Source organism: Streptomyces sp. NPDC111656, from assembly GCF_055656965.1.
The window spans coordinates 151,844-176,054 of the sequence record NZ_JBVKCA010000017.1; the positions used below are offsets into that span (position 1 = coordinate 151,844).

The following is a 24,211-nucleotide window of genomic DNA, read 5'->3' on the forward strand; positions in this document are numbered from 1 at the left end:
CCGGTGCCCTCCCCACACTCCGACATCGTTGTCAGACCACGGCTTCTCAGCTTCCTGCTGACGGCCGCTCTCGCGTTCGTGGCACTGGTCCCGGTGGCGACGCCCGCGGCCGCCGCCACGCAGGTGTGCGTATTGGCCTGTGACACGCTGGACCCCTCACACGCCCGGCAGGAGAGCTTCCCGGTGCCGAACAAGGACCTCAACGGCCGTCGCCTCGAACTGCACGTCTCCGACGCGGACGACATGGCCTGGGCCAGCATCGACAACGGCGTGACCGGCGACTCGGTGTGGCTGGACCGCTCCTGGGACGGCGGCGCCACCTGGGAAGGACTGCTCGGCAAGGCGAGCATCCCGGGAACCTGGACCGGCACCAGGACGCTGATGTACAACATCACCGATCCTCGCAACCACCGGCGCGGGCTCGTGCGGGCCTGCGGCGACGCCACGGGGGTCGGCTGTACGAACTGGGCCTACCCCACGGTCTGCGACACGCTCTGCGACGGCACCGACGCGGGCAAGGCGGCCGGCGACGACCAGCCGGTGCCGTCGACCACCCTCTACGGCCGCACGATCCGGCTGCACGTCGACCAGATGAACTCCATGGCCTGGGCGAGCATCGACACCGGTGGCGCCGGCGACGAGATCTGGCTCGACCGTTCGTGGGACGGCGGCTCGACCTGGCCGGACGGCTCCTCACTCGGCCGCACCAGCACTCCGTCCGGGGCCACCGGCACCCGTACCGCGATGTACGCCACCCGCGATCCGCGTGGGCTCCTCTACGGCGGTGCCGTCCGCGCCTGCGGCCGGGAGGCGAGCCACAACGAGGGCAGTTGCACCGCGTGGGTCAGGCCCGTGCCGACCAGGACACGCGCGGCGGCCGACGCGCTGATGTCCTCGTACGACCCCTACAACGGCTGGTGGCCGAGCAGTTGGTGGAACTCCGCCGCCACCCTCACCGCGCTCGTCGACTCCTCCCGGGCCACCGGCAGGCACGACTACGACTGGGTCATCGCGCGCACCTTCGACCAGAACAAGGGCTCCTTCGCGGCCGGTGTGCGCAGTTCGGACGCGATCGAGGGCGACTTCATCAGCCGTTCCATCGACGACTCGGGCTGGTGGGCCATCGCCTGGATCGACGCGTACGACTACACCGGTGACTCCCGCTATCTGAACGAGGCGGTCACCATCGCCAACTACGTCCAGCAGTACTGGGACCCCGGCACCTGCGGGGGTGGCGTGTGGTGGGACCGCGAGCGCACCTACAAGAACGCCGTGACGAACGGGCAGTATCTCTGGCTGACCACGGCGCTGCACCAGCGCATCCCGGGCGACACCGTATGGCTGCAGCGGGCCAAGACGTCCGCCGCCTGGTACCGGTCCAGCGGGATGATCAACTCCTCCGGTCTGGTGAACGACGGGCTGACCTCCGCCTGCGCCAACAACGGTTCGACCGTATGGAGTTACAACCAGGGACTGGCCATCGGCGGCTTCACCGAACTGTGGAAGACGACCGGGGACAGCTCGCTGCTGACCACCGCGCGCACCCTGGCCGACGCCGCGATCAGCAGCCCGACGCTGACCTCCGGCGGAGTGCTCACCGAGTCCTGCGACGTCGGTTCGGCGTCCTGCGACGACAACCAGAAGCAGTTCAAGGGCATCTTCATGCGGAACTTCGCCGACCTCGCGAAGGCCACCGGGTCCGGCACCTACCAGAGTTACGTCCAGAAGCAGGCCGACACGCTGTGGGCGCGGGACCGTAGCTTCCTCAACGCCTTCGGCGAACGCTGGGCCGGTACCAGCCCCAACCAGACCGACTGGCGTACCCAGGCCGGCGCCCTCGAAGCGCTGGCCGCCGCCGCGGGCTGACGACCGGTTCCGGGAGCCGGCTCGCACGCGCGTCACCGACCTGCGTGCGAGCCGGCGCGCAAGGTGAGTGCCGTACACCTGGACACAGGGCGGCCTGGCTTCGTTCGCCGGACGCGACCCGGCCGACGGTCGAGCAGCCATAAGGAGCCGCCGGCCACGCCTCGGCGGGCGCGAGCGCGCTCGGCCCTCCACGACGCGATGAGTTCTTCCGGCGCCTCGTCGAACAGCCCCGGCTACGGCCGAGGACCTCGCCCGTGGATCACAGCGATCACGAGATCGGCTTCGTGAGACGTGCGGACAGCGGGCGTTGGCGACCTGCCGCCACGGGAATCCCGGGCCGTTTCCCACTGTCCGACGGATTCCCAGGCCTGCCCTGCCCGCCGTCGATCCGCCAACCGACAACTCTTCTCTCCTTGACAATTTTTTTTGTCGGAGAGATTCTGGAGCGGTGCTGGACGTAGCTGTGATCCAAGAACCCGCCGCGGCCGCGGCGTCCCTGGACCCGATACGGGCCCGGATCCTCGCCGCCCTGGCCGAGCCCGGCTCGGCCGTCATGCCGGCCGCCCGCCCGGGGCTGCCCCGGCAGAAGGTCAATGACCACCTGAAGGAGCTGGGACGCATGCCGAGACGGCGGACCTGGCGCCGCTGGACTGACTGGACGGAGAGGTGGTCCCGTCGGACAACGAGCACATCGAGGTCCGCACCGCCGACGGGGCTTCTCGGCTGACATCCGCAGGCGCGTCCGGACGCCCGTCCGCGAGGCCGGCGCCCCGACCCCGCCAGGGACCGCACCAGCCTCCCTCCGGGGCGGCCCGCAAGGAATCCCCACCAGGAGGCCGCCGCCTCGAACGTGGTCGAAGCGGCGGCGAGCAATCGAAAACCGCACACCAGAAACCCCTAAGGAAACCAGCATGCGTACCCTGATCAGCTCCGCCTTCATCTCGCTCGACGGCGTCATGGAGGGCCCGGGCGGCGAACCCGGCTACCGCAACTCCGGATGGACCTTCAAGGACGTCGAGTTCGTCCCCGAGGCCTTCGGCATCAAGGAGCGGGAACAGCAGGAGTCCACCGCCGTCCTGATGGGCCGGACCAGCTACGAGGCGTTCAGCCCGGTGTGGCCGGACATGAACGAGTTCGCCCACTACAAGACCATGCCGAAATACGTCGTCTCCACCACCCTCACTGAGGACAAGCTCGTCTCGAACTGGGGCGAGACCACCATCCTGCGCTCCCTCGACGAGGTCACCGCCCTCAAGGAGACCGACGGAGGCCCGATCATCGTCCACGGCAGCGTCACCCTGAACCACAGCCTCGCCGACGCCGGCCTGATCGACCGTTACCACCTGCTCGTCTACCCGCTGCTGCTCGGCGCGGGCAAGCGCCTGTTCCCCGCCACCGACAAGGACACCCAGAAGCTCAAGCTCGTCGAGCACGCCGTGTACTCCAACGGCCTGCAGATGAACGTCCTCGACGTCGTCCGCTGACCAAGCCCCGGGGCCTTCCACGCCGCGGGGCGCGATGGAGCACCCCAGGAGCAGAAGAGGCACAGGCCCAGCGATCACGGGATTGCGACGCTCTGTGACGATCGGGAAGACCTGTGCCTGCACTGCCAACATGGCTGAGCTTCAGCTGATGCGAGCTCCTGCGCCTGTGACACGGACGCGCGTCTCTCCCGCGCGCAGCGTCACGGTGAGCTCGCCGGGGCGGCCCAGGTCCGCGCCCTGGTGCAGGGTGAGGACGGCGTCCTCGGGGACCAGGCCGAGATGACGGGCGTAAGCACCGAACGCGGCGGCCGCGGCGCCCGTCGCCGGGTCCTCGACGACGCCGCCGACGGGGAAGGGGTCACGGACATGGAAGACGGTGGCCGACTCCCGCCACACCAGCTGGACTGTGGTCAGGTCCAAGACGTGCATCAGGGCTTCGAGGCGCGCGAAGTCGTAGGCGAGATCTGCGAGGCGGGCGCGCGTCGCCGCCGCGAGAACGAGATGGCGGGCGCCGGCGAAGGCGATCCGAGGCGCGAAGGCGGGGTCGAGATCGGCGGCCGGCCAGCCGAGCGCGGCGAGCGCCTCCGCAAGGTCGGCGTCGGCGATCTCCTCGATGTGCGGCTCGACACTGGTGAGCGTGGCCCGAAGTGTCCCGCCCTCCTCGGCCACTTCCACCGGCACGGTGCCGGCGCGCGCCGCGAACACCAGCTCCCCGGGGCCTATCCGCTCGGCAAGCGCGACGGCGGTCGCGACGGTGGCGTGCCCGCAGAACGGCACCTCGGCCTTGGGGCTGAAGTAACGGATGCTGTACGCCCGCCCCTCCTGGCCGCTGAGGCCCTCCGGGGGCGCGGTCAGGAACGCGGACTCCGAGTATCCGAGGTCGGCGGCGATGGCCAGCATGTCGGTGTCGTCCAGGGCGGTGGCGTCCAGAACGACACCGGCGGGGTTTCCGCCGTCGGGGTCGCTGGAGAAGGCGGTGTATCGCAGCACTTCGGGCCTCGGCGTATTCGTCGTCATGCTCGTGGCAACGCGGGGCGGGCCGTGGCTGTTCCCGGACGCGGGTGGAGGAGGAGGTGGGTGCCTGCGGCGGGCCGCCCGTGCAGACCTCGTTCTTCGAGCAGGGCGCGGGTCTTGTTCGAGTCGTAGCCGGCATCCAGGTGCACCGTGATGTCGTCGGGCAGCGGCCCGAGCTCGTCCAGGGGGTCCGACGTGGGGGCCGGCAGCGGAGATTCATGGCAGTTCGCCCGGGCGAGGACACGGCGGATGGGGATGCCGTACCCATCGGTCATGCCGGAGCGTTTCAGGCCTTGTCTGCCCCGGTCGACCGGGGATCGTCCGGCAACATGGCTGCCGCCGTGGGCATTGGTGAGCGGGCCGTCGACGGCGATATGGTCCAGCACGAGGCCGACGATGTTGTCATAGGACTTGAGCGCGATGTGCTGGAGCCGCGCGAAGACGCCATGTCGCATCCACTCGTCGCGCCGGTTGCGGATCGCGCTGGCCGAGCAGGTCGTGTCGGCGATTGCTTCGTAGGAGCAGCCGAGTCGCAAGCGTTGCAGGAGGGGCGCAACCTCTGTCTCTGTCTTGCCTTGGCGGGCGGCTTCGGCGATCGGGCCCTCCAACAGGGCGGTGAAGACACCGGTGTTCCGCCAGACCCGGAAGCGCCTGCGCGTCACGATCGTCTTCCTACCGGATCCGCCTTCCAGGCGGATCCGGATCGGCAAGCTGTCAGGACGGCACGGCGGGGCAGCTGGTGCCCCGTGGTGGGACTGCCAGGTCGGTGAGGTAGCTGTCCACGGCGTCCTCCATGCACGGGCCGCTGGTGACGCTGCCGTGCCCCTGGCCCTCGTAGGTGAGGAGCACGCCGCTGCGGCCGAGCTGCCGGGCCACCGAGACCGCCCACGGGTAGCCGGTGGCGGGGTCGTGCAGCGCGTTGGACACCAGGATCGGCGGGGCACCGTGTGCGTCCAGGCGGTGCTGCGGGTTGGCGGTCGGCGCGCCCAGACATGCCGCTGCCATGTGGATCGGCAGCAGGTAAGGCAGGTCGGGCGCGGTCATGTTCATCATGGCGACGAGCGAGGCATATTCCTGGTAGTCGCGCACCTGCAGGTGCCAGTCCGAGCACAAGACCGGTGTGGCCGGATGCAGCGGCGCTATCGAGGTGGGCGACGCGGGCAGCGGCTTGCTCGCGTCCATCCCCGCGATCGCCGTGGCCAGGCCCGCGTAGTCGGCCTCGTAGAACTCCCGGAACGCGATCTTGTTGACCAGGTCCGAAGACGACAGCGAGGTGCCCGGCTTCGCCGGGTCCTCCAACTCTCCGCGCCCGGCCTGGGCCAACAGGCCCTGCCAGACGTCGCGGCCGTGCAGCGCGCAGTCCGCGGCACCGTCGCACCACTTCACGAACTCCTGGAATGAATCCTCCGCCGTGGCCGCCTCGGACCGCAGGAAGTCACGGGTGGTCGGGACGCTGTGGTCCATGACGCTCTCCAGCACGATCGCGCGTACCCGGCGCGGGTAGGTCTCGGCGTACTGCGCGCCGAGCAGCGTGCCGTACGAGCTGCCGTGGAAGGTTAGTTTCCGCTCGCCGAGGGCGGCCCGGAGAGCGTCCAGGTCCCGGACCGTCTGGGCGGTGTCAAGGTGGTCGAACACTGGGCCGGTACGGGCCCGGCAGTCGGCACGGAGCTGCCTGTTGTACGCCATGGTGGCGTCGAAGTCCGCCTGGCTCTTCAGCTCCGGTGACGGCCGCTCGGCAAGCAGGTCGCCGGAGCAGGTCACCGGGTTGCTGCCGCCCACGCCGCGCGGGTCGAAGCTGACGATGTCGAACCTGCGGCGGACCTCGGGGCTGAACCGGCTGATACGGCGCACCACCATCTCCACACCCGAGTCGCCCGGCCCGCCGGGGCCGAACACCATCGAGCCCACGCGTGCGCCGGGGTCGGTGGCCTTGCGGCGGGCCACGACCAGGTCGAGTCTCGGCCCGTCCGGGTGGGCCCAGTCGACCGGCACCGAAAGAGTGGCGCACTCGGCTCCCGGCTTCGCCGGGTCGTCACACGGTGTCCACCGCAGGGCCCCGGTGGCAGACGGCGACGCGTGGACCGCGGGAGCGGCGGCGAGACCGGTGATGACGGCCGTGGCGGCTCCCACGACCATGGCCGTGCCCCGCGCGGCGATGCGCCGCAGTGCGGATCTGCCCCTGAACGACATGGATCCTCCTCGTGAAGAGAGCGGTTGTGTCAGGCGTGCGGACCCGGCCGGGGCACCGTCGTCACGTTAGGCGCACTGTTGCCCATGTGGTGCACCTGTCAGGGGCTTCTCCGGGGCGGGTCGGGGTCGGGTCGGGGGCCGCTCAGGGGCGATCGGGGCGCAGGGCGGAAAACGGTCAGGGTCGGGTCAGGGGAAGGCTCCGTCGCGGTCCCGGTCGGCCCGTCGTTCACGACGCCGACCTCGGCCCACTCCTACGCGCCTCGATGATCTGGATCAAAGTCCTCATCCGGACCGCCCATTGATCACGACTCGATACGCACCCTAGGAGCGCGCGGGGTCGTCCTGGGAGGACTCCGCCGCTGCGTGAGGCGTCTTTCTCCCCAGGCGGACCTCCTCCACATCGAGCACTTCCTGAACGGTGCGGAGGACGATGTCGTCGATGCGGCCGGTGTCGCGCAGGTCCCTGAGCGTGTCCCGCTTGACCTGGAGCAGGGCGAGTTCGAGGCGCCGCAGGCTCTCGCGGCGTCGCGTGGAGCCGGGAGCGGGGGCCATTCGGTCCTCGATGTCGTGGGCCATGCGGAGGGTGGCCGCCTCGGGGACCCCGAACCGCTGCGCCAACTCCGGTAGAGCGCGCAGGGCGGCGCTGCTCATATGGCAGCGGGCGAGGGCGAGTTCCGCGGTCTTGACCTCGTCCTCGGGGAAGCGGGCCCGGCGGACCACGGTCGGCAGCGTCGGACCGAGGAACGTAAGGGTGACGACGATGACGACGGCCGTGATGAACACGACGGCGTCGCGTTGCTCGACGACATGTCCCTCGGCGGTCACGGCGGGCACGGTCAGCGCCGCGGCCAGCGAGATGGCTCCGCGCATCCCCGCCCACGCCAGCGGCAGGCGCTGAGGGGCGGTGATACGGCGGCCCCGCTGCTGAGGACGCCGGTCCAGGAACCTGACCAGATAAGGGACCGAGTAGAACCACAGCAGCCGTGTCCCGATCACAGCGACGCTCACGGCGCAGGCGGCGATCGCCGCCTGCGCCAGGGAGACCGAGGTCAATGCCCTGACGGCGGCGGGCAGTTGGATACCGACGAGGATGAACAGCGCGCCGTTGAGCAGGTAACTGGCCACTTCCCAGAAGGCGATGGCCTGGATCCGGGCGTCGGAACCGATGACGCGAGGGCCGAACCGGGTGGTCACAAGGCCGCAGGTGACGACGGCGAGGACGCCGGACACGTGCAGGAGTTCGGCGGGCAGGCAGGCGAGGAAGGGGGTGGCGACACTCAGCGCGCTTTGGAGCAGGGGCGCGGGCAGTCGGCGCCTGACCGGGATCAGGAGCAGTGCGATCGCGGCACCGATCACGATTCCGCCGGCGTAGGACTCGACGAAGGCGAGCGCCGTACCGGACCAGGAGAAGGGTCGCTCGTCGGTGACGACCTCGATGGTCACGGCCAGCAGGACCAGAGCGGTGCCGTCGTTCAGCAGGCTTTCGGCGCGCAGCACGGTCAGGATGCGGCGTGGCATGGCCTTGGCCACGGCGGCCACGGCCGCGGCGTCGGTCGGAGCAAGGACGGCACCGAGGACGAAAGCGATGGGCCAGCTGTAGCCCAACGCGTGGGCCACGGCGGCGACGGCGACCGCGGTGGCCAGCACCAGCCCGGTGGCCTGTAGGGCGATGCTGCGGAAGTTGTTGCGGATCTCGCGCACCGAGGAGGTCAGTGCCTCCCAGTACAGCAGGGCGGGGAGAAAGAGGAACAGGACGACGTCGGGGGACAGCGCGAACCCGGCGAAGGGCGGTGTCAGTCCTACGAGGCAGCCCGCGCCGAGCAGCAGCAGCGGTTCACTCAGGCCCGTACGACGCGACAGCCAGCCCATCGCCAGTACACCGACGGCGACGACAACGATCAGTTCCAGGCTTTCCACGCCGGTGCCGTTCGTGTTCATGGCTCCACGGTCGCGCCCCGACGCACGGGTAACCAGGCCACGACCTTCTCAGGAGCTGCGTTCCTGGGAGTCCCGCACCCACCCTTTGGAGGGTTCGGCGTGGATGAGCCGTGCGAGGTGGTGGCCGGAGTGGGTGGGCGTCCGGCGAAGGGCGATGAGCGCGGCGTCGTCGCCGAGGCGTCCACCGACGTGGGCGAGGAGGTCACGCCGGATGTGACGCAGAAGCGGTTCGGGGCCGCACTCGGTCCACTGGGCGGCTCGTTCGGCGAACGGATAGAAGTCACCGCGCTGATTGCGCGCCTCGATGACACCGTCGGTGTAGAGCAGGAGGGTTTCCCCGGCTTCGAAGGTGAACACGTCCAGCGTGCGCGGCGATGGGCCCAGGACGCCGACTCCCAGCGGGGGTGCGGGGTGCAGCCGCAGGCCGGTGACGGAGTGTTCCGGGCTGAGCAGCAGGGGCGCGGGGTGCCCGCAGCTGGTCATCCTGACGATGGCGGCATCGTCGGGGATCTCCAGCAACAGGGCGGTGACGAAGCGCTCCTCGGCCCCGGCCTCGTCCTCCGGCGGGGTGAATTCGCCGTGGTAACGGCCGACGCTCTGTTCCAGCGCGTCCGTCAGTGCGGTGAGGTCGGCGTGCCGATGGGAGGCTTCGCGGAACGCGCCGAGCAGCAGCGCGGCCTCTCCGATGGCCGCCAAGCCCTTGCCTCGGACATCTCCGATGAGCACGCGCGTGGCGTCGTCGGTACGCGTGACGGCGTACAGGTCTCCACCGATCTCGGCCTCGTCCTCGGCGGCCAGATATACCGACGCCGTACGCAGGGGGCCGATCCCGCTGGGCAGCGGCCACAGAAGTACGTGCTGTGCGGCCTCGGCGACCGATCTCACCTGGGCCAGTTCCCGTCCGTGTCGCTCGCGCACCACGGAGTAGCCTACGATCAGAAGGCTCAGTACGGCGAGGGCGACCATCTGCACGACGACGTTGCGCGAGAAGAGGATGCCGTCGTGCACGGCGATGCCTGCCAGGGCCGCGAGCGCCAGGACGCCGACCGCCCCGGTCAGCCGGGGACCGGCGAAGGACGCGGTGATCGCCGGCGCGATCACCAGCAGCGGGCCCAGGTGGATGTCGGCCGGGGCGACGATGTCGACGACCGTGATCATCACGATGAACAGGACGGGGATCGCCAGCATCACATGCTTCGACGGCCCCGGGCCGAAGCCGGCAAAGCGATTCCAGATCCCCACATGTTCCACAGTGCACCGCCCCAGGACAGCTTGCGAGCGCAGCCAAGACCTATCGGCAATGCGCAGGTAAAACTGCCGAGCGCGTCCCGCACCCGCCGGACCACGCGTCGACGGGGCCGACCCCGCGTCGGCGCCGGCGCGGGGTCGGCAGGGCTGCCGCCCGGCCGCCCACCGCATGCGGCCAGGGGGCTCACGCTGCCCGTCCGGCGTCGCTTCCACCACGGTGGCCGTCCGGTCGGACACGGAACGCGACCACCTCCGCGACCACGCGCGAGGTCGGATCAGTCGAGGAGGAGGGGATTCGGCAGGGTGGCCGCGGGATGCATGCGCAGGAGGGTGTGAAGTACTCCTGAGAGGCCGGACATGAGGCTGGGCGAGAACGCCTCGCGGGCCAGGCCGCCGACCGGACCGCGTTGCTCGAGGCCGGTGAGGATTTCGGCGTCGAGGTCGGAGGGGTCGCCGAAGTCCATGGACGTGAGGAATTCCCAGAGGCCGAGGTCGCCGTGGCACAGGGTATGGCTCCAGCCGAAGCCCTCGGCGGCGCAGGCATGTGCGGCCCGACGGGCCATGTCGAGGTGGGCGGGATCGCCCGTGCGCCGGTGGAGGTCGAGCATGCCGATGCCCACTCCCGCGCTGCCGTGGCACCAGCTGGTGAAGAAGTCCTCCTCGGCGCCGATGCGGACGTCGAGCCAGTTGCCGTGCTCGGGTTGGTACAGGGACTCCTGATAGGCGAAGGCCCGCTCGGCGAGGTGGTTCCAGTCGCGCCGTTCGGCCACGGAGCCCGCGTCGCCGAGAGCGAGCCGGGTCAGCGCCCAGCCGATGCCGGTGGCGCCGTGGGCGAAGCCGCCGATGCCCTCGGGGTTGAGCCGGGTCGTCCAGCGGGCGCCGCTCGCGTCGAGGGTGGCCAGCCCGGTCAGTCGGCGGCCGATGTGCGCGGCGGCGCCGAGCCAGCGGTCCTGCCCGGTCGCCGCGGCCAGGTCGAGCAGGGGAACGACCGCGCCTGCCGCCCCGTTGAGGAGGTCCACCTCGACGTCGTCCTCGACCAGTCGGCCCTCCGCGAGCAGCAGGGCCCTCGATGCGGCCCGCTCCAGCAGCCAGTCCTCACCGAGCACCCGGTGCAGCGCCAGCCACGTCCACACCTGCGACGCGGCACCGCTGAACGCCCCGGGTGACGGCGTCGGTGTCCGGTCCTCGGTGCCGACCAGGACCCGCAGCGCCCCCTCGAACGTCTCGGTGACGCCCGGCACCTCCTCCGCCCGCCCGGCCCGCGCCTCGGTCACGTACTCCGCGAGTGTCAGGGCCACCCCGCCCTGCCCGGTGTAGAGGTCGGCGGGCAGCACCCTGATCGACCACCCCGCGGGGGTGAAGACGGGGCTGATCCAGGTGACCGTACCGTCCTCACCCCGCACCGCCCCGTCGCACAGCCGCCGTACCATCTGCGCGGCCAGGTCGCGGCGGCGGCGCTCGCGGTCCCGGGCGTGCGGGTCGCGGGCGGCGGCCTGCGTCCGCGTGGGCAGCGAACGCTCGTTGAGGTACGCGCCGACCAGCGCGTCCTGGATCACCGCCTCCTCCAGCGCCAGGTCGGCGGTGCGCCAGTCCTCCACGGTGGTCCGTACGGCGGCCGAGTCCACGGTGAAGGTGAACATCGGCACGTCACCGGCCAACAGGTCCGCGATCTCGCCGTCGATGGCCGCACGCTCGGTCGGCGCACCGGGCAGCACCTCGGCGTTGCGCCGCAGGATGTCCCGGGCCCGTTCGACCGCCGCCGCCTCGTCGTGCAACGACGCCGGGTGCCAGAGCATCCGGCCGATGTCGACGTACGCCTGCGTCGGCCGCAGGATCCGCCGCGCCTGGGAGCCTTCGAACCGGCGCAGCAGCCGGTGCGGTTCGGTCCCGGGCCGACACAGGTGCGCGGTCATCTCGCGGAAGCCGGCCAGAATCCGGTCCCAGTACGCGCTGAGCACGGGAGTGGGGCTGGGGTGGTTGCCCGCGGTGGGCATCGCCACCAGGTCCACCTGGAAACGGGCCGCCGCGGTGCCGGCGTCCGCGATCACCGGGTTCGGGATCAGCGGCTGCTGGCCGGGCAGCGACCCGACTCCGGAGATGTCGACCCCGCCGAGCGCGAAGCCGGTGCCGCGTACGGGCAGCAGTCCGGTGCGCAGCACCGTACGGCGGATGGCCGCCGCGGCCACGTCCACCGCGTCACCCCGGCCACTGGGCGGGAAGGGCGCGGGGGCGTCGAAGAGCGTCTCGGCGTCCACGATCACCGGCACCGGACCCGCGGCGATCATGTTCTCCGCGTGCATGTCGGTGCCGCCGGTGAAGCGGAGGACAGCCAGCCAGTGCCCTACGTTCCGGTAGAACGCGGCGAGTTCGGCCTCGCCCGCGCAGTAGCGGTGGCGGACGAACTCGGCCCAGCCGTAGCCCTCGCGTGCTTGTGTCCGCGGCACCCGGATGCGCTCGTCGGGCGACGGCGCGCCGGGGAAGTCCGCGTAGAGCTCGTCCAGCAGCGCGCCCAGCGCCACGTCGGATTCGGACGGCCGGGGCTTGTACATGACGCTCCCGCCGGCGAAGTCGACCCGACTGACCGTCAGGCCGCCCCGGTGGGTGTCGCCCGCCCCGAACGTGACGGCTCGCATCTCCCCCGCGGGTCCCCCCAGCAGCGGCCGCAGCACTTCGCGGTCCGCGGCGAGTCGTTCCGCGAACCCGGCCGTCGCCGCCACCGACAGCCGCGCCACCGACGCGATCCGCGGGCCGACGTTCGGGTATCGGCCGGCCAGCCGGTCGAGATAGCGCTCCTCCCCGGCCTGCTCCAGGAACGCGGTCCACGTCTGCGTGTCGGATCCCGCCCCCGCGTCCTCGGCGTGGCGTCCGCCGCCCGCTGTCATGCGCATCGCGTGCAGTTCGATCAGGAACAGGCGGGACAGTTTCGCGTGCAGGGACTTGAGCAGGGCGGTGTGGCCGGCTGCCAGTACCGCTTCCCGTTCTTCCCGGCTCAGGGCGTCAATGGAGGCCAGCCGCCGGGCCAGCTCTTCCCGCCAAGGGCGGGCGATGGTCCGTACGGGTCCGGCGAACCATTCCGCCTCGTCCCGCCTCCCCGGCTCCCCCGGCTCCCCCGGCTTCTCCGGCCTTTCCGATCTTTCCGGCGCCGATCCGCTCACCGTCCACCCTCCCCATTCCGCCGTGAGCTCGCTTCTTGCGGTCGTTCCGAGGGAGCGCGGGCAACTGTGCGACCAGCCCGGACCCGTCCGCACCCGGCAGCAACCGACCGAGCCGGAAACCCCCGCATCCCCGACGCGCGCGGGGCGGGCGGCAACCAACCGGCAGGCTGCGGCGCGTTCCCGGGTGCGGACGCGTCGTGGCATGGCGCGCGGTTTCCCACGCTCCGGCTTTATGAACCGCACTCCGCAGGGGAGCCCCCGAAGAGGCGTACTCCGCGGGCGATACGGTCGATAGGCGCGCCCTGGAGAGGGCACTCAGCGGGCGGGCCCTCCGCGAAGGGCCCTGGAGTCACCGCAGGCGGTCAGCAACACCAGCTGCCGTGCGACCCACTCGGGCTGGAACAGAAGCCGTAGAGGGAGTCGCTCGGGTCGGTGAGCGCGGCCTCGGCAGCGGAGCCGCCGACGTAGAGGGGCCCGGCGGGGTTGGTCTGGCCGTACGCGCTCTCGGCGCCCGCCAGCCAGGCATCGAGCACGGCAGTGGTGGCAACGCTGGTCTGGGGCATGAGAGACCTCCGGTGGATGCGTGGATTGGGGCGGATTGCCCAGCCCTGAGTATCGCCGGGTTCGAACACCCGTCAGACGTCCAATCTGGCCAAAGCCATGTGGTGTTCATGCGCCCTGCCGCCTTCTACGGGACGGGTGGGACGGTCGCACGGCCGAGCGCCGACCGGGCGGGCGCAGCGGACGCCGAGCCTCCGACTCCCAGCTCCGGCCTGGGCTGCGCACCGACGAGGAGCCCCTGAAGAGCGAAGCAGGGGCGCCTCGGCGCTCGTCCGGTCACCAGGGACCGGTCGGCAACCGAAAGACCCCGATCTCGCGCGCTCCCATGTCCCGGTCCAGACCGGCCACTTGGCCAACAAGCGCACCGGCGGTCTCCGACGCCGGCTCCCATGAAGTCGACGGCCGGCCAGGGCCGCCCATCGCCGTATCCGGACACCGACACATGTCGGAACATCCTGACAAACCTGTTGACATCACTGGGAGAGCGCTCCATACCGCGTGCCACTAGAGCGCATCCGAGGGCACTGTCGCCACCGTGGACATGAAGCCCCGCCCCGCCCTGTACGGAGGCGCCGCAAGAAGATCGCCCTCGACCCCTACATGTTCCACGCCCTGCCGCTCGACGAGATGGTCCGCACGGTCGCCGAACTCGGCTATCAGTACATCGAGTTGTCCCCGCGCGACGACTTCATGCCGTTCTTCCTGCACCCACGGGCGGACGACGAGCGTGTGGCCGACTTGAAGAACTCACTGTGCAGGCACGGCGTTCAGCTCTCCTCCGTACTCCCGCTCTACAAGTGGTCCTCTCCGGACGAGACCGAACGGCAGGCCGCCGTCCGCTACTGGAGGCGAATGATCGAGATCACCGCGGAGCTCGAATGCCCGTTGATGAACTCGGAGTTCAACGGCCGCCCCGAACGGGCCGCCGAGAGCGAGGCCGCCTTCTGACGTTCCATGGAGGAACTGCTCCCTGTCTTCGAACGCGAGGGCATCGCCCTCAACCTGGAAGCACACCCGGACGACTTCTGTGAGGAGAACACACCGGCGGTCGACCTCGTTCGCGCCGTCAACAAGCCCTGGGTGAAATACCTCTACTGCGCCCCGCACTCCTTCCACCTCGCGGGAGCCTCGGACGTCGGCGCGGACATCACGGCGATGCTGCGCTACGCAGTCGACAAGCTCCACCATGTGCACCTCGCCGACTCCTTCGACCACAAGGGCTCCTCCGGCCTGCGCTACATCCTCAACCCGCCGGGCACCACGGCCCGCATCCACCAACACCTCGACATCGGCCAGGGCGAGGTCGGCTGGGACGCCTTCTTCGGCACGCTCCGGGAACTGAACTTCGACGGCGTCGCCACCGCGTGCGTCTTCGCCTGGAAGGAACGCGCCAAGGAATCCTCCGCGTTCATGCTGGACCGCATCGGCAAGGAGCTCTCCGCGTAACGCGAGCGACCCACCGTGCCCCGGCGGTCGGAAGACCGCCGGGGCACGGTGGGAGCGGAGGGCAACCGCATGCCGACAGGGAGAGGCTGCCGCGATCAGACCGCCGGGGCCGGGTAGGTCGGGTACTCCACTCCGGAGACGTGCTGGACGACGCGGACGACCTGGCAGGAGTAGCCGAACTCGTTGTCGTACCAGAGGTAGAGGATCGCGTTGTCACCTTCGACCTTGGTCGCGCCGGCGTCGACGATCGAGGCGTGACGCGAGCCGATGAAGTCGCTCGAGACCGCGTCGGGGGCGCTGATGAAGTCGATCTGGCGCTTGAGCGGCGAGGTCAGCGAGACATCGCGGAGGTGGTCGAGGACTTCCTCGCGTGTGGTCTCGCGGGCGAGTTGCAGGTTGAGGATGGCGATCGACACGTCCGGTACCGGGACGCGGATGGAGCTGCCGGTGATCTTCGCCTTGAGGTCGGGCAGCGCCTTGGCGACGGCGGAGGCGGCACCGGTCTCGGTGATGACCATGTTGAGCGGCGCCGAACGACCGCGGCGGTCGGAGTTGTGGTAGTTGTCCAGCAGGTTCTGGTCGTTGGTGAACGAGTGGACGGTCTCCACATGGCCGCGCAGAACGCCGTACTCGTCCGCCATCGCCTTGAGCGGCGGGACGATCGCGTTGGTGGTGCAGGAGGCGCAGGACATGATCTGCTCGTCCGGCTTGATCGTGTCGTGGTTGACGCCGTGGACGATGTTGGGAACGTCGCCCTTGCCCGGTGCGGTCAGGACGACCTTGGCGATGCCGGGGCGAAGGTGCTGGGACAGGCCCTCGCGGTCACGCCACCTGCCGGTGTTGTCGATGAGGATGGCGTCCTTGATGCCGTACTCCGTGTAGTCCACCGACAGCGGGTCGTCGGAGTAGATCACCTTGATCTCGTTGCCGTTGGCGACGATCTTGCTGTTCGCCTCGTCGACGGTGATCGTGCCCCGGAACTGGCCGTGAATGGAGTCACGCCGCAGCAGCGAGGCGCGCTTGACGATGTCCTGGCCGGCACCCTTGCGGACGACGACGGCACGCAGCCGCAGGCCGTTGCCGGAGCCGGCCTTCTCGATGAGCAGGCGGGCGACGAGGCGGCCGATGCGGCCGAACCCGTAGAGGACGACGTCGCGCGGCTCCTTGCGCTCGATCTTGTTGACGCCCGCGGCGCCGGCCACGGCCTCGGCGGTGAACTCCGCCACCGACAGACCACGGTCGTCGGACTTGTAGGTCGCGGCGAGCATGCCGATGTCGATCTGCGACGGGCCCAGATCGAGCGTGGTGAGAGCCTGCAGGAACGGCAGCGTCTGGATGACCGAGAGTTCCTCGCCGGCGATCTGCCGGGCGAACCGGTGAGTCTTGAGGATGCTCACCACTGACTTGTTCACCAGGGAACGGCTGTGCAGCAAGACCGTGACGTCCCGCTCCCGGTGCAGCTTCCCGATGATCGGGATCATCGACTCCGCGATCTCCTCGCGGTTGTTCCAGTTGGTGAACGAGTCGTCATTGACAGTCACAGATTCATCTTTCGAGCTAGGTGGCGCTCAGATGGTAGCCCGGCGCCCTTTTGGTCGTTCGAGCGGGGCCACCTGATCAAGAGGAACGCGCAGCTGAGACGCTCGTACGCTCCCGCGCCGGTGGCGCGGGTCCCGGCGACCGGCGTGCGAGCGCGCCCTCACGGCCGGTCCGCCTCGCGCGATGGATGCCCACTTCGAGGGCACGAATGCGCCCCTTTCACGCGGTTCCGACCGCCACCGGTGACTGTTTCGCTTGACATGGGGCGCGCGCTGCCCAACTGCCCGGACCGTCACGAGATTGCTGTCCTGGCGTCCACCTCCCCGGAATCCGTCTTCGACCTCCACCGCCTCCGTGAACCCACGCCGCACGGCTTCTGACGCGTCGCCGAGGCGTCCCTTCGACACGGGTTCAGGTCAGACGTCGTCCATGGCCGGGCAGCAGGAGCCCTTGCCCGAGGCGTACGGCGTCCACGCCCCGTCTTGTTCGCTGATGTTCGTGCGTATCCACCCACGCCCGCTCACGTATCGGGAGGACATGTGACAGTCCCGGAAAGCTCCCCAGAAGGCGCCGCCGGGCCCACCGCCGACGGACCACGGTCCACCAGTCTCAGCACCGACGCGGCACGTCAGCTGGCCACCACCACCAAGTCCGAACCTCAGATGCAGGCCATCACCTCGCGATGGCTGCTCAAAATGCTGCCTTGGGTGGACGTCAAGGGCGGCGCCTACCGGGTGAACCGGCGGCTCCAACTCCGCGTCGGCCGGGGCCGGGTGCAGTTCGAGCAGAACGGCGCGGACGACATCAGGGTCATTCCCGAGACACTGACCGAGCTGCCCGCCCTGCGCGGCTACTCCGACACCGCGGCCCTGCAGGAGATCTCCTCACGGTTCAGGCTGCGTGAGGTGCGTACGGGCCAGGTCCTCTTCGACGCCGGGCAGCCCGTCACCGAGGCCTATCTCGTCGTCCACGGCCGGTTCACCCGTTACACCACCGGCAAGTACGGCGAGCAGGAGGTCACCGGAGTCATCACGGACGGCGACGGAATGGGGGACGAGGCCATCGGCCAGGCCGACCCACTGTGGTTCAGCTCGGTACGGGCGGAGACTCCGGGCGTGGTGCTGGCACTCAACTGGGACACGCTCCTGGCGTTCGTGGAGCGGACCCCGTCGCTCGCCGCCCAGCTGGACGCCTTCGCACAGCAGCAGAGCAAGCCCATGAACCGCAAGGGCGAGGCCGACGTACCCGTGCAGGCCGGGCACGTGGGCGAACCGGTCCTCGCCGGCGGCTTCGTCGACTACGACCTCGCCCCGCGCGAATACGAGCTGTCCCTGACCCAGACCGTCCTGCGCGTCCACACCAGGGTCGCCGACCTCTACAACCATCCGATGAACCAGACCGAGCAGCAACTCCGCCTGACCATCGAGGAGATCCGCGAGCGCCAGGAGTGGGAGCTGGTCAACAACCGCGAGTTCGGTCTGCTGCACAACGTCGACTACGGCCAGCGCGTCAGCACCTTCTCCGGTCCCCCCACGCCCGACGACCTCGACGAACTGCTGTCGATGCGCCGCAAGACCCGGCTGTTCCTGGCCCACCCGAAGGCGATAGCGGCCTTCTTCCGGCAGTGCAACCGGCGCGGGCTGGTGCCCGGCACCGTGAACCTCGACGGTCATGAAGTACCGGCGTGGCGCGGCGTTCCGCTCTTTCCGTGCAGCAAGATCCCGATCAGTACCCAACACACCAGCAGCATCATCGCGCTGCGCACGGGAGAGAAGGACCAAGGAGTCGTAGGCCTGCACCAGACCGGCATTCCGGAGGAGTACGAACCCGGCCTGAACGTACGGTTCATGGGCATCGACAGCACCGCGATCATGAGCTACCTGGTGACCGCCTACTACGCGATGGCCATCCTCGTACCCGACGCCGCGGGGATCCTGGAGAACGTCCAGGTCGGGCGGACCGCGGAATGAGCACACCATCGGCTTCCGGATCGCCACCGCGACTGCCCGGGCCGCCCCGCCTCGTCCCCGTCACGCAAGCCCGGCGGAGCGGGGCCATCCCCGGGCTGCGCCACCGGCCCGCCGCCCCCGCGGACCCGGGGAAGGCAGCAGAGGTGGACCGCAGGCTGCAGGCCTGGGTCCGTCGGCTCGACGCGTTCCCCAAGGCATGGACGGGGGACTTCGCGGGGTTCCAGTTCGGCCGGGCCGTCGTACTCCAGCATCCGGGCGCGGCCGACCTCGAACGCCTCACCGCGGCCGGCAAGCTCCTGCTGGCCGAGAACCTCGTCGACAACTGCTACTGCGAGGAGGACGAGGACAGAGGCGGCTCATCGCGCGGCCTCGGCGGCAGGCTGATCAGGGCCCAGTCCGCGCTCGACCCCTTCCACTCCACTCCCGAACTGGAAGCGCGATGGCGACGCGGCGTACAGGCCGACGGGCCGCTGCGCTCGTACCACGGGGCCCTCAAGGACTACGCCGCCTTCGCCACCCCCAGCCAGACCGACCGGCTGGTGCACGATCTCGCCCGGCTGCATCTGGGCTATCTCGGTGAGGCCGCCTGGGCCGAGATCCGGTACGTGCCACCGGTCTGGGAGTACCTGATGATGCGGCAGTTCAACAACTTCCGCCCCTGCCTGTCGATCGTCGACGCCGTGGACGGCTACGAGCTGCCCGAGGCCCTCTACGTCCGGCCCGAGATCCAGCGGATCACCGCGCTCGCCGGCAACGCCACCACGATCGTCAACGACCTGTACTCCTTCACCAAGGAACTGGCCAACGATCCCAGCCACCTCAATCTGCCTCAGGTCATCGCCGCGAACGAACGGTGCGGGCTGAAGGCCGCCTTCCTGAAGGCCGTCGAGATCCACAACCAGGTCATGGAGGCGTTCGAGGAGGAGGCGGCGGCCCTGTCCGCCACCTCGCCTCTCGTCGAGCGCTACGCCAGGGGCCTGGCCGCCTGGGTGTCCGGCAACCACGAATGGCACGCCACCAACACCCACCGCTACCACCTGCCGAACTACTGGTAACGCCCTGCCGTCCGGCCCGTCGTCCACCGCGCCACAAGGAGTCACCTTTGCCCATCACCGATGCCGGTACCGCGGCAGCACCGATGCCGACCCAGGCCACCTGCCAGTCGACGTACCAGACCCGCGTCGCGGACTACTGGAACGCCGAGGAGAACCCGGTCAACCTCGAACTCGGAAAGATCGACGACCTCTACCACCACCACTACGGCATCGGGGACGTCGACTGGTCGGTACTCGACGCGGGCCGGGACAGGGACGGAGACGGGGACGGGGACGGCGCTGCCGTGCGCCGTGACCGGATCACCACCGAACTGCACCGTCTGGAACAGGCACAGGCCGACCTCCTCGCCTCCCGTCTCGGCCCCCTCTCCCGCGCCGACCACGTCTTCGACGCAGGCTGCGGGCGCGGCGGCGGAAGTGTGGTGGCCCATCTGCGGTACGAATGCCACACCGACGGCGTCACGATCTCGAGGAAACAGGCCGACTTCGCCAATGCCCAGGCCCGCAGTCGGAACATCGACGACAAGGTCCGCTACCACCACCGGAACATGCTCGACACCGGCTTGCCCTCCGGCGCGTATGCGGCTTCCTGGAACAACGAGTCCACCATGTACGTGGAACTCGACCTGCTGTTCGCCGAACACGCACGGCTGCTGCGCCGCGGCGGACGCTACGTGACGATCACCGGCTGCTACAACGACGCCTACGGGCGGGCCTCCCGGGAGGTGTCTCTCATCAACGCCCACTACATCTGCGACATCCACCCACGGTCGGAGTACTTCCGCGCCATGGCCCGCAACCGCCTCGTACCCGTCCACGTCCAGGACCTGACCGCCGCCACCATCCCCTACTGGGAACTCCGCAAGCAGGCCGACCACCTGGTCACCGGCATCGAGGAAACGTTCCTGAGCGCCTACGGGAACGGCAGCTTCCAGTACCTGCTCATCGCGGCTGACCGCGTCTGACATCTCCGCCGCGTTGGCGCTCCTCAGGATGCGACCTATGGTGAGAAGTGGTGCAGAGGCTTCCCACGAGGTGTTCACAACGGGGAGGACATGATCATGTCCGAAGCCACACATCCCACACATCACCGTCCGCTTTGGCGGACGCACGACGATGCCGCAGGCGTCACGGCCACCATCAACCGGGCAGCGAGCGCCGCGGGTGCCGCCGGTCGGGCCGCGGCGGACGCCGTACGGCACCCCCAGGCCGTGGTGGACCGGTTGCGACATCTGCCTCAGGCGTTGCCACTGGTGCGGCAGGCGGTGACACCCCTCCTGACCGGACGAGTGCGTGACTGGCGTGGGGAGTACGCCTACACGCTGGGTGAGCAGGCATTCGTCTACGGTTTTCCGTACATCTACAACGCACGGCTGCGCCACCAGTGGGTGACCCAGCCGCGTGACCCGGCGACGGTGCCGTACGCCGCGGTGAACCATTTCTGGCATGCGCAGCGGCTGCTGGACGCCTCGTACCGGGACGGCGGTTGTCCGAACAACGACACCCTGTACTCGACCGCGTGGGTGAACCTGCACAACGAGCCGGTCATTCTCTCGCATCCGGACATGGGTGATCGCTACTTCGCCTTCGAGCTGATGGGCATCACCTCCGACAACTTCGACTACATAGGCCAGCGCTCCACGGGATCCGAGGCCGGCCACTTCGCGATCGTCGGTCCGGACTGGAGCGGGAAGCTGCCCGATGGTGTGCGCCGTGTCGCGATCGCGCCGAGCCCGTGGATCCTGATCCTCGGCAGGACGCTGGTCGACGGCGAGGGCGACGTGCCCAACGTGCAGACGCTCCAAGCCCAGTACCGGCTCACTCCGCTCAGCTTCTTCGACAGGGGTGGCGGGCCGGTCGACCCGGCACTGCTCCCGGCGAGCCATGAGGTGCCGGCGCCGGTGGACCCCGCGCAGGATCCCCTCGGCCCCTGGAAGACGCTCAACGCCATGCTGGCCGAGAACCCGCCACCGGCGCACCACGCGATCCTGCTCAAGCAGTTCGCCGAGGTCGGCATCGGTCCCGGTCTCGACGTCGAGGCGCAGCCTGAGGCGGTCAAGCAGAACCTCATCAGGGCTGCGGCTGTCGGCACGCCGATGCTCAAACAGCAGATGCTCAGCGGTGAGTGGGCACATGTGGTGAACGGTTGGCGTTATCCGCCACCGCAGATGGGCCGCTTCGGCGACGACTTCGTCAAGCGTGCCGCCGACCAGTCGTTGGCGGGCATCATGGCCAACGATCCCGACGAGGCGGTCTATCTGCTCAACTACGACGACGCGGACGGCAACAAACTGTCGTCCGGCCGGTACGCGCTGCGCTTCGGCGCGGGCGCGATGCCGCCCGTCGATGCCTTCTGGTCCCTGTCCGCGTACGGCGACGACATGAACCTGATCCCCAACCCGGCCGACCGCTACTCGGTCGGGGACCGCACGACCGGGCTCGTCATGGACCCTGACGGCGGTCTGACCCTCCATCTGCAGTCCACATCACCGGGAGAGGATCGTGAGTTCAACTGGCTGCCCACACCAGAGAACGGCACCTGGTTCGTGATCCTGCGCATGTACCGTCCGCACCGCGAGGTCGTGGACGCGGTATGGGAATGCCCTCCGCTCACCCGCGTCGAGTGACCTGACGGGTCCGCGGGCCGCGCGCGGCGGCTCACGGACCCGTGCACGGGGCCCCTCTCAGCCGATGTAGAGCGGGTATGTGGCGCCGTTGCTGGTGTCGTTCGCCGAGATGAGCCGGGGTTCCCACCGCCATCCGGTGCTGGGCTTGCGGTGGTGGAACTCGACCGACTGCCCGGCTGTCCCCTTGAAGTTGACGTAGCCGTAACTGGGGTTGTCCTTGTTGAAGCCGGACTGCTGGAAGTCGTAGATGTACCAGACGTGCCTCGGTCCGGTGTATCCCCAGTAGCTCTGCGGGTGGAACTTGCAGAGACTCGCCCAGTTGCACGCCAGTCGTGTGCGCGATGGGCGTGCGGGAACGCCGGGGTCAGTGGTGGTGGTCGTGACCGGCCGGGCGTTGGGCCAGGGTGAGTGCACGAGTGGCGACTTCGTCGCAGGAGACGGTTCCCTGCTCGTCCAGCACGTCTTCCAGCGCGGCGAGCCAATGCTGGTAGTAGCTCCACGGCTGGTCCTGGTCGAGTGCGTTCTCCCACGCGGCGATGCGGGCGATGAGTGCGCGCTGGAACTGGGGCCAGGTGAAGGCGCCTGCCTCGTAGAGGGTGACAGCCATGCCGAAGGCGCGGCTCTCCCAGGGTTCGGCGAAGACGAGTTCCCCGTTGGCGCGGGGTGGGGCCGCGGTTCCATCGACATCGAGGGGGGCGGTCACGCGGCTGCCACCTTCGCCACGCCGACCATGGCGTCCCGGGTGATGAGCGGCACGAGCTCCTCCTCGGTCAGGTGCTCGGTGCCGGCGGGCCGCTCGGGCAGGACGAGCCAGCGAACCTCACTCGTGGAGTCCCGCACGGTGATCTGGACGTCGTCGCCGAGGTCGAGGCCCATCTCGGAGAGAACGGTGCGGGGTTCCTTGACCACGCGCGCACGGTAGACGGGGTCCTTGTACCAGCTCGGCGGAAGGCCGAGCACGGGCCAGGGGTAGCAGGAGCACAGGGTGCAGACGACGACGTTGTGGGTCGTGGGAGTGTTCTCGACGACGACGATGTGCTCGCCCTGGGGGCCGCCGAAGCCGAGTTCCTTGATGGCGGAGGTGCCGTCCGCCAGGAGCCGTCGGCGGTACTCGGGGTCGGTCCAGGCCTTGGCGATAACCTTGGCGCCGTTGAGCGGACCCACGTTGGTCTCGTAGTTGGTGATGAACGCATCAACGATCTCGGGGTCGATCAGACCGCGTTCGGTGAGCAGCTGTTCGAGTGCCTCGGTGCGCAGGGCCGCGGAAGGGGCCTCGCCATATTCGCTGGAGGTCGTCATGAGGTGGTCTCCAGGTAGCTCTCGAACAGTTCCACAGTGACGGCGAAGGAGTCGGCGCCCTCGCCCCACAGTTCGTGCGAGTCGAACCGTACGGAGTAGACGTGTTGGGGGTTCTCGCCCAGGAAGTGCGCGTGGGTGTCGGGGAAGACGGCGGCGGGCTGGATGACCTCGACGACACCGGTGTGTCCCCGGACGTAGCCGGGCAGGCGGGTGTGCCCGCGCGGCGAGATGTTCTTGGCGCGGACCCGTTGGCCGACGGCGAAGGCGGGGGCGACGTCGATGGTGCGCAGCGAACCGGGAGCGGACTGCCAGGCGGCGATCGCCGCGGTGGACGGGCCGGCGTCGGGCCGGGCGGATTCGGGGACGGAGACGGAGACGGGGGGATTTTCGACGTGTTCGCCGCGCAGGTCGCGGGCCCGGGCGTCGATCTCGCCGGGGGCGAGGATAGCACCCTCGGTGAGCATCAGTTCGGCGGCGTTGAGCCAGCGGCCGAAGTAGCCCTCATCGAGGTAGGCGGCTCGGTCCAGGCGTTCCTGCGCGTGCCGGAAGGCGTCCACATTCCGACCGGACACCCGGGTGGCCAGGATCGTCAGCGCGGCGGCCCGGCCCTGCCAGGGCTCCGCGAAGACCGGTTCATCGGCCCTGGGCGGACGCGCGGGGCCCCATCCCGAGGTGCCCCCCATGTCAGCGATGCCCTCCATGACGCGACTCCTCAAATAGCCGCATAACGGATCAGATACTCGAATCCTATGCGACCGGTGCCTTCTGCGCCGCGGGCCGGGAAACCCCTCCGCGAGAGGGGTGACCCACCGGGGTCCG

General features: G+C 69.6%; 19 protein-coding genes and 2 pseudogenes. 8 read left to right on the forward strand and 13 right to left on the reverse strand.

Features of this window, described 5'->3' with window-relative positions; genetic code table 11:
• Positions 1-243 precede the first annotated feature (243 nt).
• The 3 genes from ACZ7M3_RS38450 (at position 244) to ACZ7M3_RS38460 (ending at position 3,350) form a co-directional block, all read left to right on the forward strand.
• A complete protein-coding gene (locus ACZ7M3_RS38450; protein WP_472069928.1) occupies positions 244-1,866 on the forward strand; it encodes a glycoside hydrolase family 76 protein in 1,623 nt (540 codons plus the stop codon).
• Positions 1,867-2,314: 448 nt separating this feature from the next.
• A complete protein-coding gene (locus tag ACZ7M3_RS38455; protein ID WP_472069760.1) occupies positions 2,315-2,593 on the forward strand; it encodes a hypothetical protein in 279 nt (92 codons plus the stop codon).
• Positions 2,594-2,777: 184 nt separating this feature from the next.
• Positions 2,778-3,350: a dihydrofolate reductase family protein gene (locus ACZ7M3_RS38460; RefSeq protein WP_472069762.1), complete on the forward strand. Its 573-nt coding sequence runs from the start codon at positions 2,778-2,780 to the stop codon at positions 3,348-3,350.
• Between the two features lie 141 nt (positions 3,351-3,491).
• Here ACZ7M3_RS38460 and ACZ7M3_RS38465 read toward each other — a convergent pair whose 3' ends face one another.
• The 7 genes and pseudogenes from ACZ7M3_RS38465 to ACZ7M3_RS38495 all read right to left on the reverse strand — a co-directional run bounded on the left by ACZ7M3_RS38465 (position 3,492) and on the right by ACZ7M3_RS38495 (position 13,458).
• The gene (locus ACZ7M3_RS38465) at positions 3,492-4,367 is read right to left on the reverse strand and encodes a PhzF family phenazine biosynthesis isomerase (protein ID WP_472069764.1); all 876 of its coding nucleotides are present in this window, start codon (positions 4,365-4,367) and stop codon (positions 3,492-3,494) included.
• A gap of 68 nt (positions 4,368-4,435) precedes the next feature.
• A pseudogene (locus ACZ7M3_RS38470) lies at positions 4,436-4,912 on the reverse strand (transposase); the annotation flags it as partial.
• A gap of 166 nt (positions 4,913-5,078) precedes the next feature.
• Positions 5,079-6,554: an alpha/beta hydrolase gene (locus ACZ7M3_RS38475; protein ID WP_472069766.1), complete on the reverse strand. Its 1,476-nt coding sequence runs from the start codon at positions 6,552-6,554 to the stop codon at positions 5,079-5,081.
• A 321-nt stretch (positions 6,555-6,875) separates the two neighbouring features.
• Positions 6,876-8,492 (reverse strand): Na+/H+ antiporter, encoded by a 1,617-nt coding sequence (locus ACZ7M3_RS38480; protein WP_472069768.1) that lies wholly within the window; start codon positions 8,490-8,492, stop codon positions 6,876-6,878.
• Positions 8,493-8,540: 48 nt separating this feature from the next.
• A complete protein-coding gene (locus tag ACZ7M3_RS38485) occupies positions 8,541-9,680 on the reverse strand; it encodes a PP2C family protein-serine/threonine phosphatase (RefSeq protein WP_472069930.1) in 1,140 nt (379 codons plus the stop codon).
• Positions 9,681-10,015: 335 nt separating this feature from the next.
• Positions 10,016-12,895: a type 2 lanthipeptide synthetase LanM family protein gene (locus ACZ7M3_RS38490; RefSeq protein ID WP_472069770.1), complete on the reverse strand. Its 2,880-nt coding sequence runs from the start codon at positions 12,893-12,895 to the stop codon at positions 10,016-10,018.
• Between the two features lie 362 nt (positions 12,896-13,257).
• Positions 13,258-13,458 carry a DUF6229 family protein gene (locus ACZ7M3_RS38495; RefSeq protein ID WP_472069772.1) on the reverse strand — a complete coding sequence of 67 codons (201 nt, stop codon included), beginning with the start codon at positions 13,456-13,458 and terminating at the stop codon, positions 13,258-13,260.
• Between the two features lie 598 nt (positions 13,459-14,056).
• Between ACZ7M3_RS38495 and ACZ7M3_RS38500 the strand changes: the two are divergent.
• A pseudogene (locus ACZ7M3_RS38500) lies at positions 14,057-14,902 on the forward strand (sugar phosphate isomerase/epimerase family protein).
• Between the two features lie 95 nt (positions 14,903-14,997).
• Here the strand turns inward: ACZ7M3_RS38500 and ACZ7M3_RS38505 are convergent.
• Positions 14,998-16,443 (reverse strand): glyceraldehyde-3-phosphate dehydrogenase, encoded by a 1,446-nt coding sequence (locus ACZ7M3_RS38505; protein ID WP_472069774.1) that lies wholly within the window; start codon positions 16,441-16,443, stop codon positions 14,998-15,000.
• 414 nt (positions 16,444-16,857) lie between these two features.
• Entirely contained in the window at positions 16,858-16,980 is a 123-nt protein-coding gene (locus ACZ7M3_RS38510; RefSeq protein ID WP_351296976.1) for a hypothetical protein, read from the reverse strand.
• Here ACZ7M3_RS38510 and ACZ7M3_RS38515 point away from each other — a divergent pair, their 5' ends adjacent.
• The 4 genes from ACZ7M3_RS38515 to ACZ7M3_RS38530 all read left to right on the forward strand — a co-directional run bounded on the left by ACZ7M3_RS38515 (position 16,981) and on the right by ACZ7M3_RS38530 (position 22,093).
• Entirely contained in the window at positions 16,981-18,411 is a 1,431-nt protein-coding gene (locus tag ACZ7M3_RS38515; protein WP_472069776.1) for a family 2B encapsulin nanocompartment shell protein, read from the forward strand.
• Positions 18,408-19,466 (forward strand): family 2 encapsulin nanocompartment cargo protein terpene cyclase, encoded by a 1,059-nt coding sequence (locus tag ACZ7M3_RS38520; RefSeq protein ID WP_472069778.1) that lies wholly within the window; start codon positions 18,408-18,410, stop codon positions 19,464-19,466. Before ACZ7M3_RS38515 ends, ACZ7M3_RS38520 begins: the two co-directional genes overlap by 4 nt.
• Before the next feature lie 83 nt (positions 19,467-19,549).
• On the forward strand, positions 19,550-20,431 hold the full coding sequence (locus tag ACZ7M3_RS38525) for a geranyl diphosphate 2-C-methyltransferase (RefSeq protein ID WP_472069932.1): 882 nt from the start codon (positions 19,550-19,552) through the stop codon (positions 20,429-20,431).
• Between the two features lie 96 nt (positions 20,432-20,527).
• Positions 20,528-22,093, forward strand: coding sequence for a DUF1254 domain-containing protein (locus tag ACZ7M3_RS38530; protein ID WP_472069780.1), 1,566 nt, complete (start codon positions 20,528-20,530; stop codon positions 22,091-22,093).
• A 57-nt stretch (positions 22,094-22,150) separates the two neighbouring features.
• Here the strand turns inward: ACZ7M3_RS38530 and ACZ7M3_RS38535 are convergent, their stop codons facing one another.
• From ACZ7M3_RS38535 to nthB, 4 genes are read right to left on the reverse strand one after another with little or no spacing between them, the layout of a single operon-like run.
• Positions 22,151-22,507, reverse strand: a complete 357-nt coding sequence (locus ACZ7M3_RS38535) for a hypothetical protein (RefSeq protein WP_472069782.1) — start codon at positions 22,505-22,507, stop codon at positions 22,151-22,153.
• Positions 22,458-22,796, reverse strand: coding sequence for a nitrile hydratase accessory protein (locus tag ACZ7M3_RS38540; protein WP_472069784.1), 339 nt, complete (start codon positions 22,794-22,796; stop codon positions 22,458-22,460). The genes ACZ7M3_RS38535 and ACZ7M3_RS38540 overlap by 50 nt, the downstream gene beginning before the upstream one ends.
• Positions 22,793-23,392 carry a nitrile hydratase subunit alpha gene (gene nthA, locus ACZ7M3_RS38545; protein ID WP_472069786.1) on the reverse strand — a complete coding sequence of 200 codons (600 nt, stop codon included), beginning with the start codon at positions 23,390-23,392 and terminating at the stop codon, positions 22,793-22,795. Before nthA ends, ACZ7M3_RS38540 begins: the two co-directional genes overlap by 4 nt.
• Positions 23,389-24,093, reverse strand: coding sequence for a nitrile hydratase subunit beta (nthB, locus tag ACZ7M3_RS38550; RefSeq protein ID WP_472069788.1), 705 nt, complete (start codon positions 24,091-24,093; stop codon positions 23,389-23,391). Before nthB ends, nthA begins: the two co-directional genes overlap by 4 nt.
• Between the last annotated feature and the right edge of the window lie 118 nt (positions 24,094-24,211).

Excerpts from the sequence above, each read along its gene's own strand:
- ACZ7M3_RS38530 (WP_472069780.1), top strand. The coding sequence starts at position 20,528 with ATGTCCGAAGCCACACATCCCACACATCACCGTCCGCTTTGGCGGACG.
- nthA (WP_472069786.1), bottom strand. The coding sequence starts at position 23,392 with ATGACGACCTCCAGCGAATATGGCGAGGCCCCTTCCGCGGCCCTGCGC.
- ACZ7M3_RS38460 (WP_472069762.1), top strand. The coding sequence starts at position 2,778 with ATGCGTACCCTGATCAGCTCCGCCTTCATCTCGCTCGACGGCGTCATG.
- ACZ7M3_RS38465 (WP_472069764.1), bottom strand. The coding sequence starts at position 4,367 with ATGACGACGAATACGCCGAGGCCCGAAGTGCTGCGATACACCGCCTTC.
- ACZ7M3_RS38450 (WP_472069928.1), top strand. The coding sequence starts at position 244 with ATGGCCTGGGCCAGCATCGACAACGGCGTGACCGGCGACTCGGTGTGG.
- ACZ7M3_RS38495 (WP_472069772.1), bottom strand. The coding sequence starts at position 13,458 with ATGCCCCAGACCAGCGTTGCCACCACTGCCGTGCTCGATGCCTGGCTG.
- nthB (WP_472069788.1), bottom strand. The coding sequence starts at position 24,093 with ATGGAGGGCATCGCTGACATGGGGGGCACCTCGGGATGGGGCCCCGCG.
- ACZ7M3_RS38525 (WP_472069932.1), top strand. The coding sequence starts at position 19,550 with ATGCCGACCCAGGCCACCTGCCAGTCGACGTACCAGACCCGCGTCGCG.
- ACZ7M3_RS38475 (WP_472069766.1), bottom strand. The coding sequence starts at position 6,554 with ATGTCGTTCAGGGGCAGATCCGCACTGCGGCGCATCGCCGCGCGGGGC.
- ACZ7M3_RS38480 (WP_472069768.1), bottom strand. The coding sequence starts at position 8,492 with ATGAACACGAACGGCACCGGCGTGGAAAGCCTGGAACTGATCGTTGTC.
- ACZ7M3_RS38520 (WP_472069778.1), top strand. The coding sequence starts at position 18,408 with ATGAGCACACCATCGGCTTCCGGATCGCCACCGCGACTGCCCGGGCCG.
- ACZ7M3_RS38485 (WP_472069930.1), bottom strand. The coding sequence starts at position 9,680 with ATGCTGGCGATCCCCGTCCTGTTCATCGTGATGATCACGGTCGTCGAC.
- ACZ7M3_RS38510 (WP_351296976.1), bottom strand. The coding sequence starts at position 16,980 with ATGTCCTCCCGATACGTGAGCGGGCGTGGGTGGATACGCACGAACATC.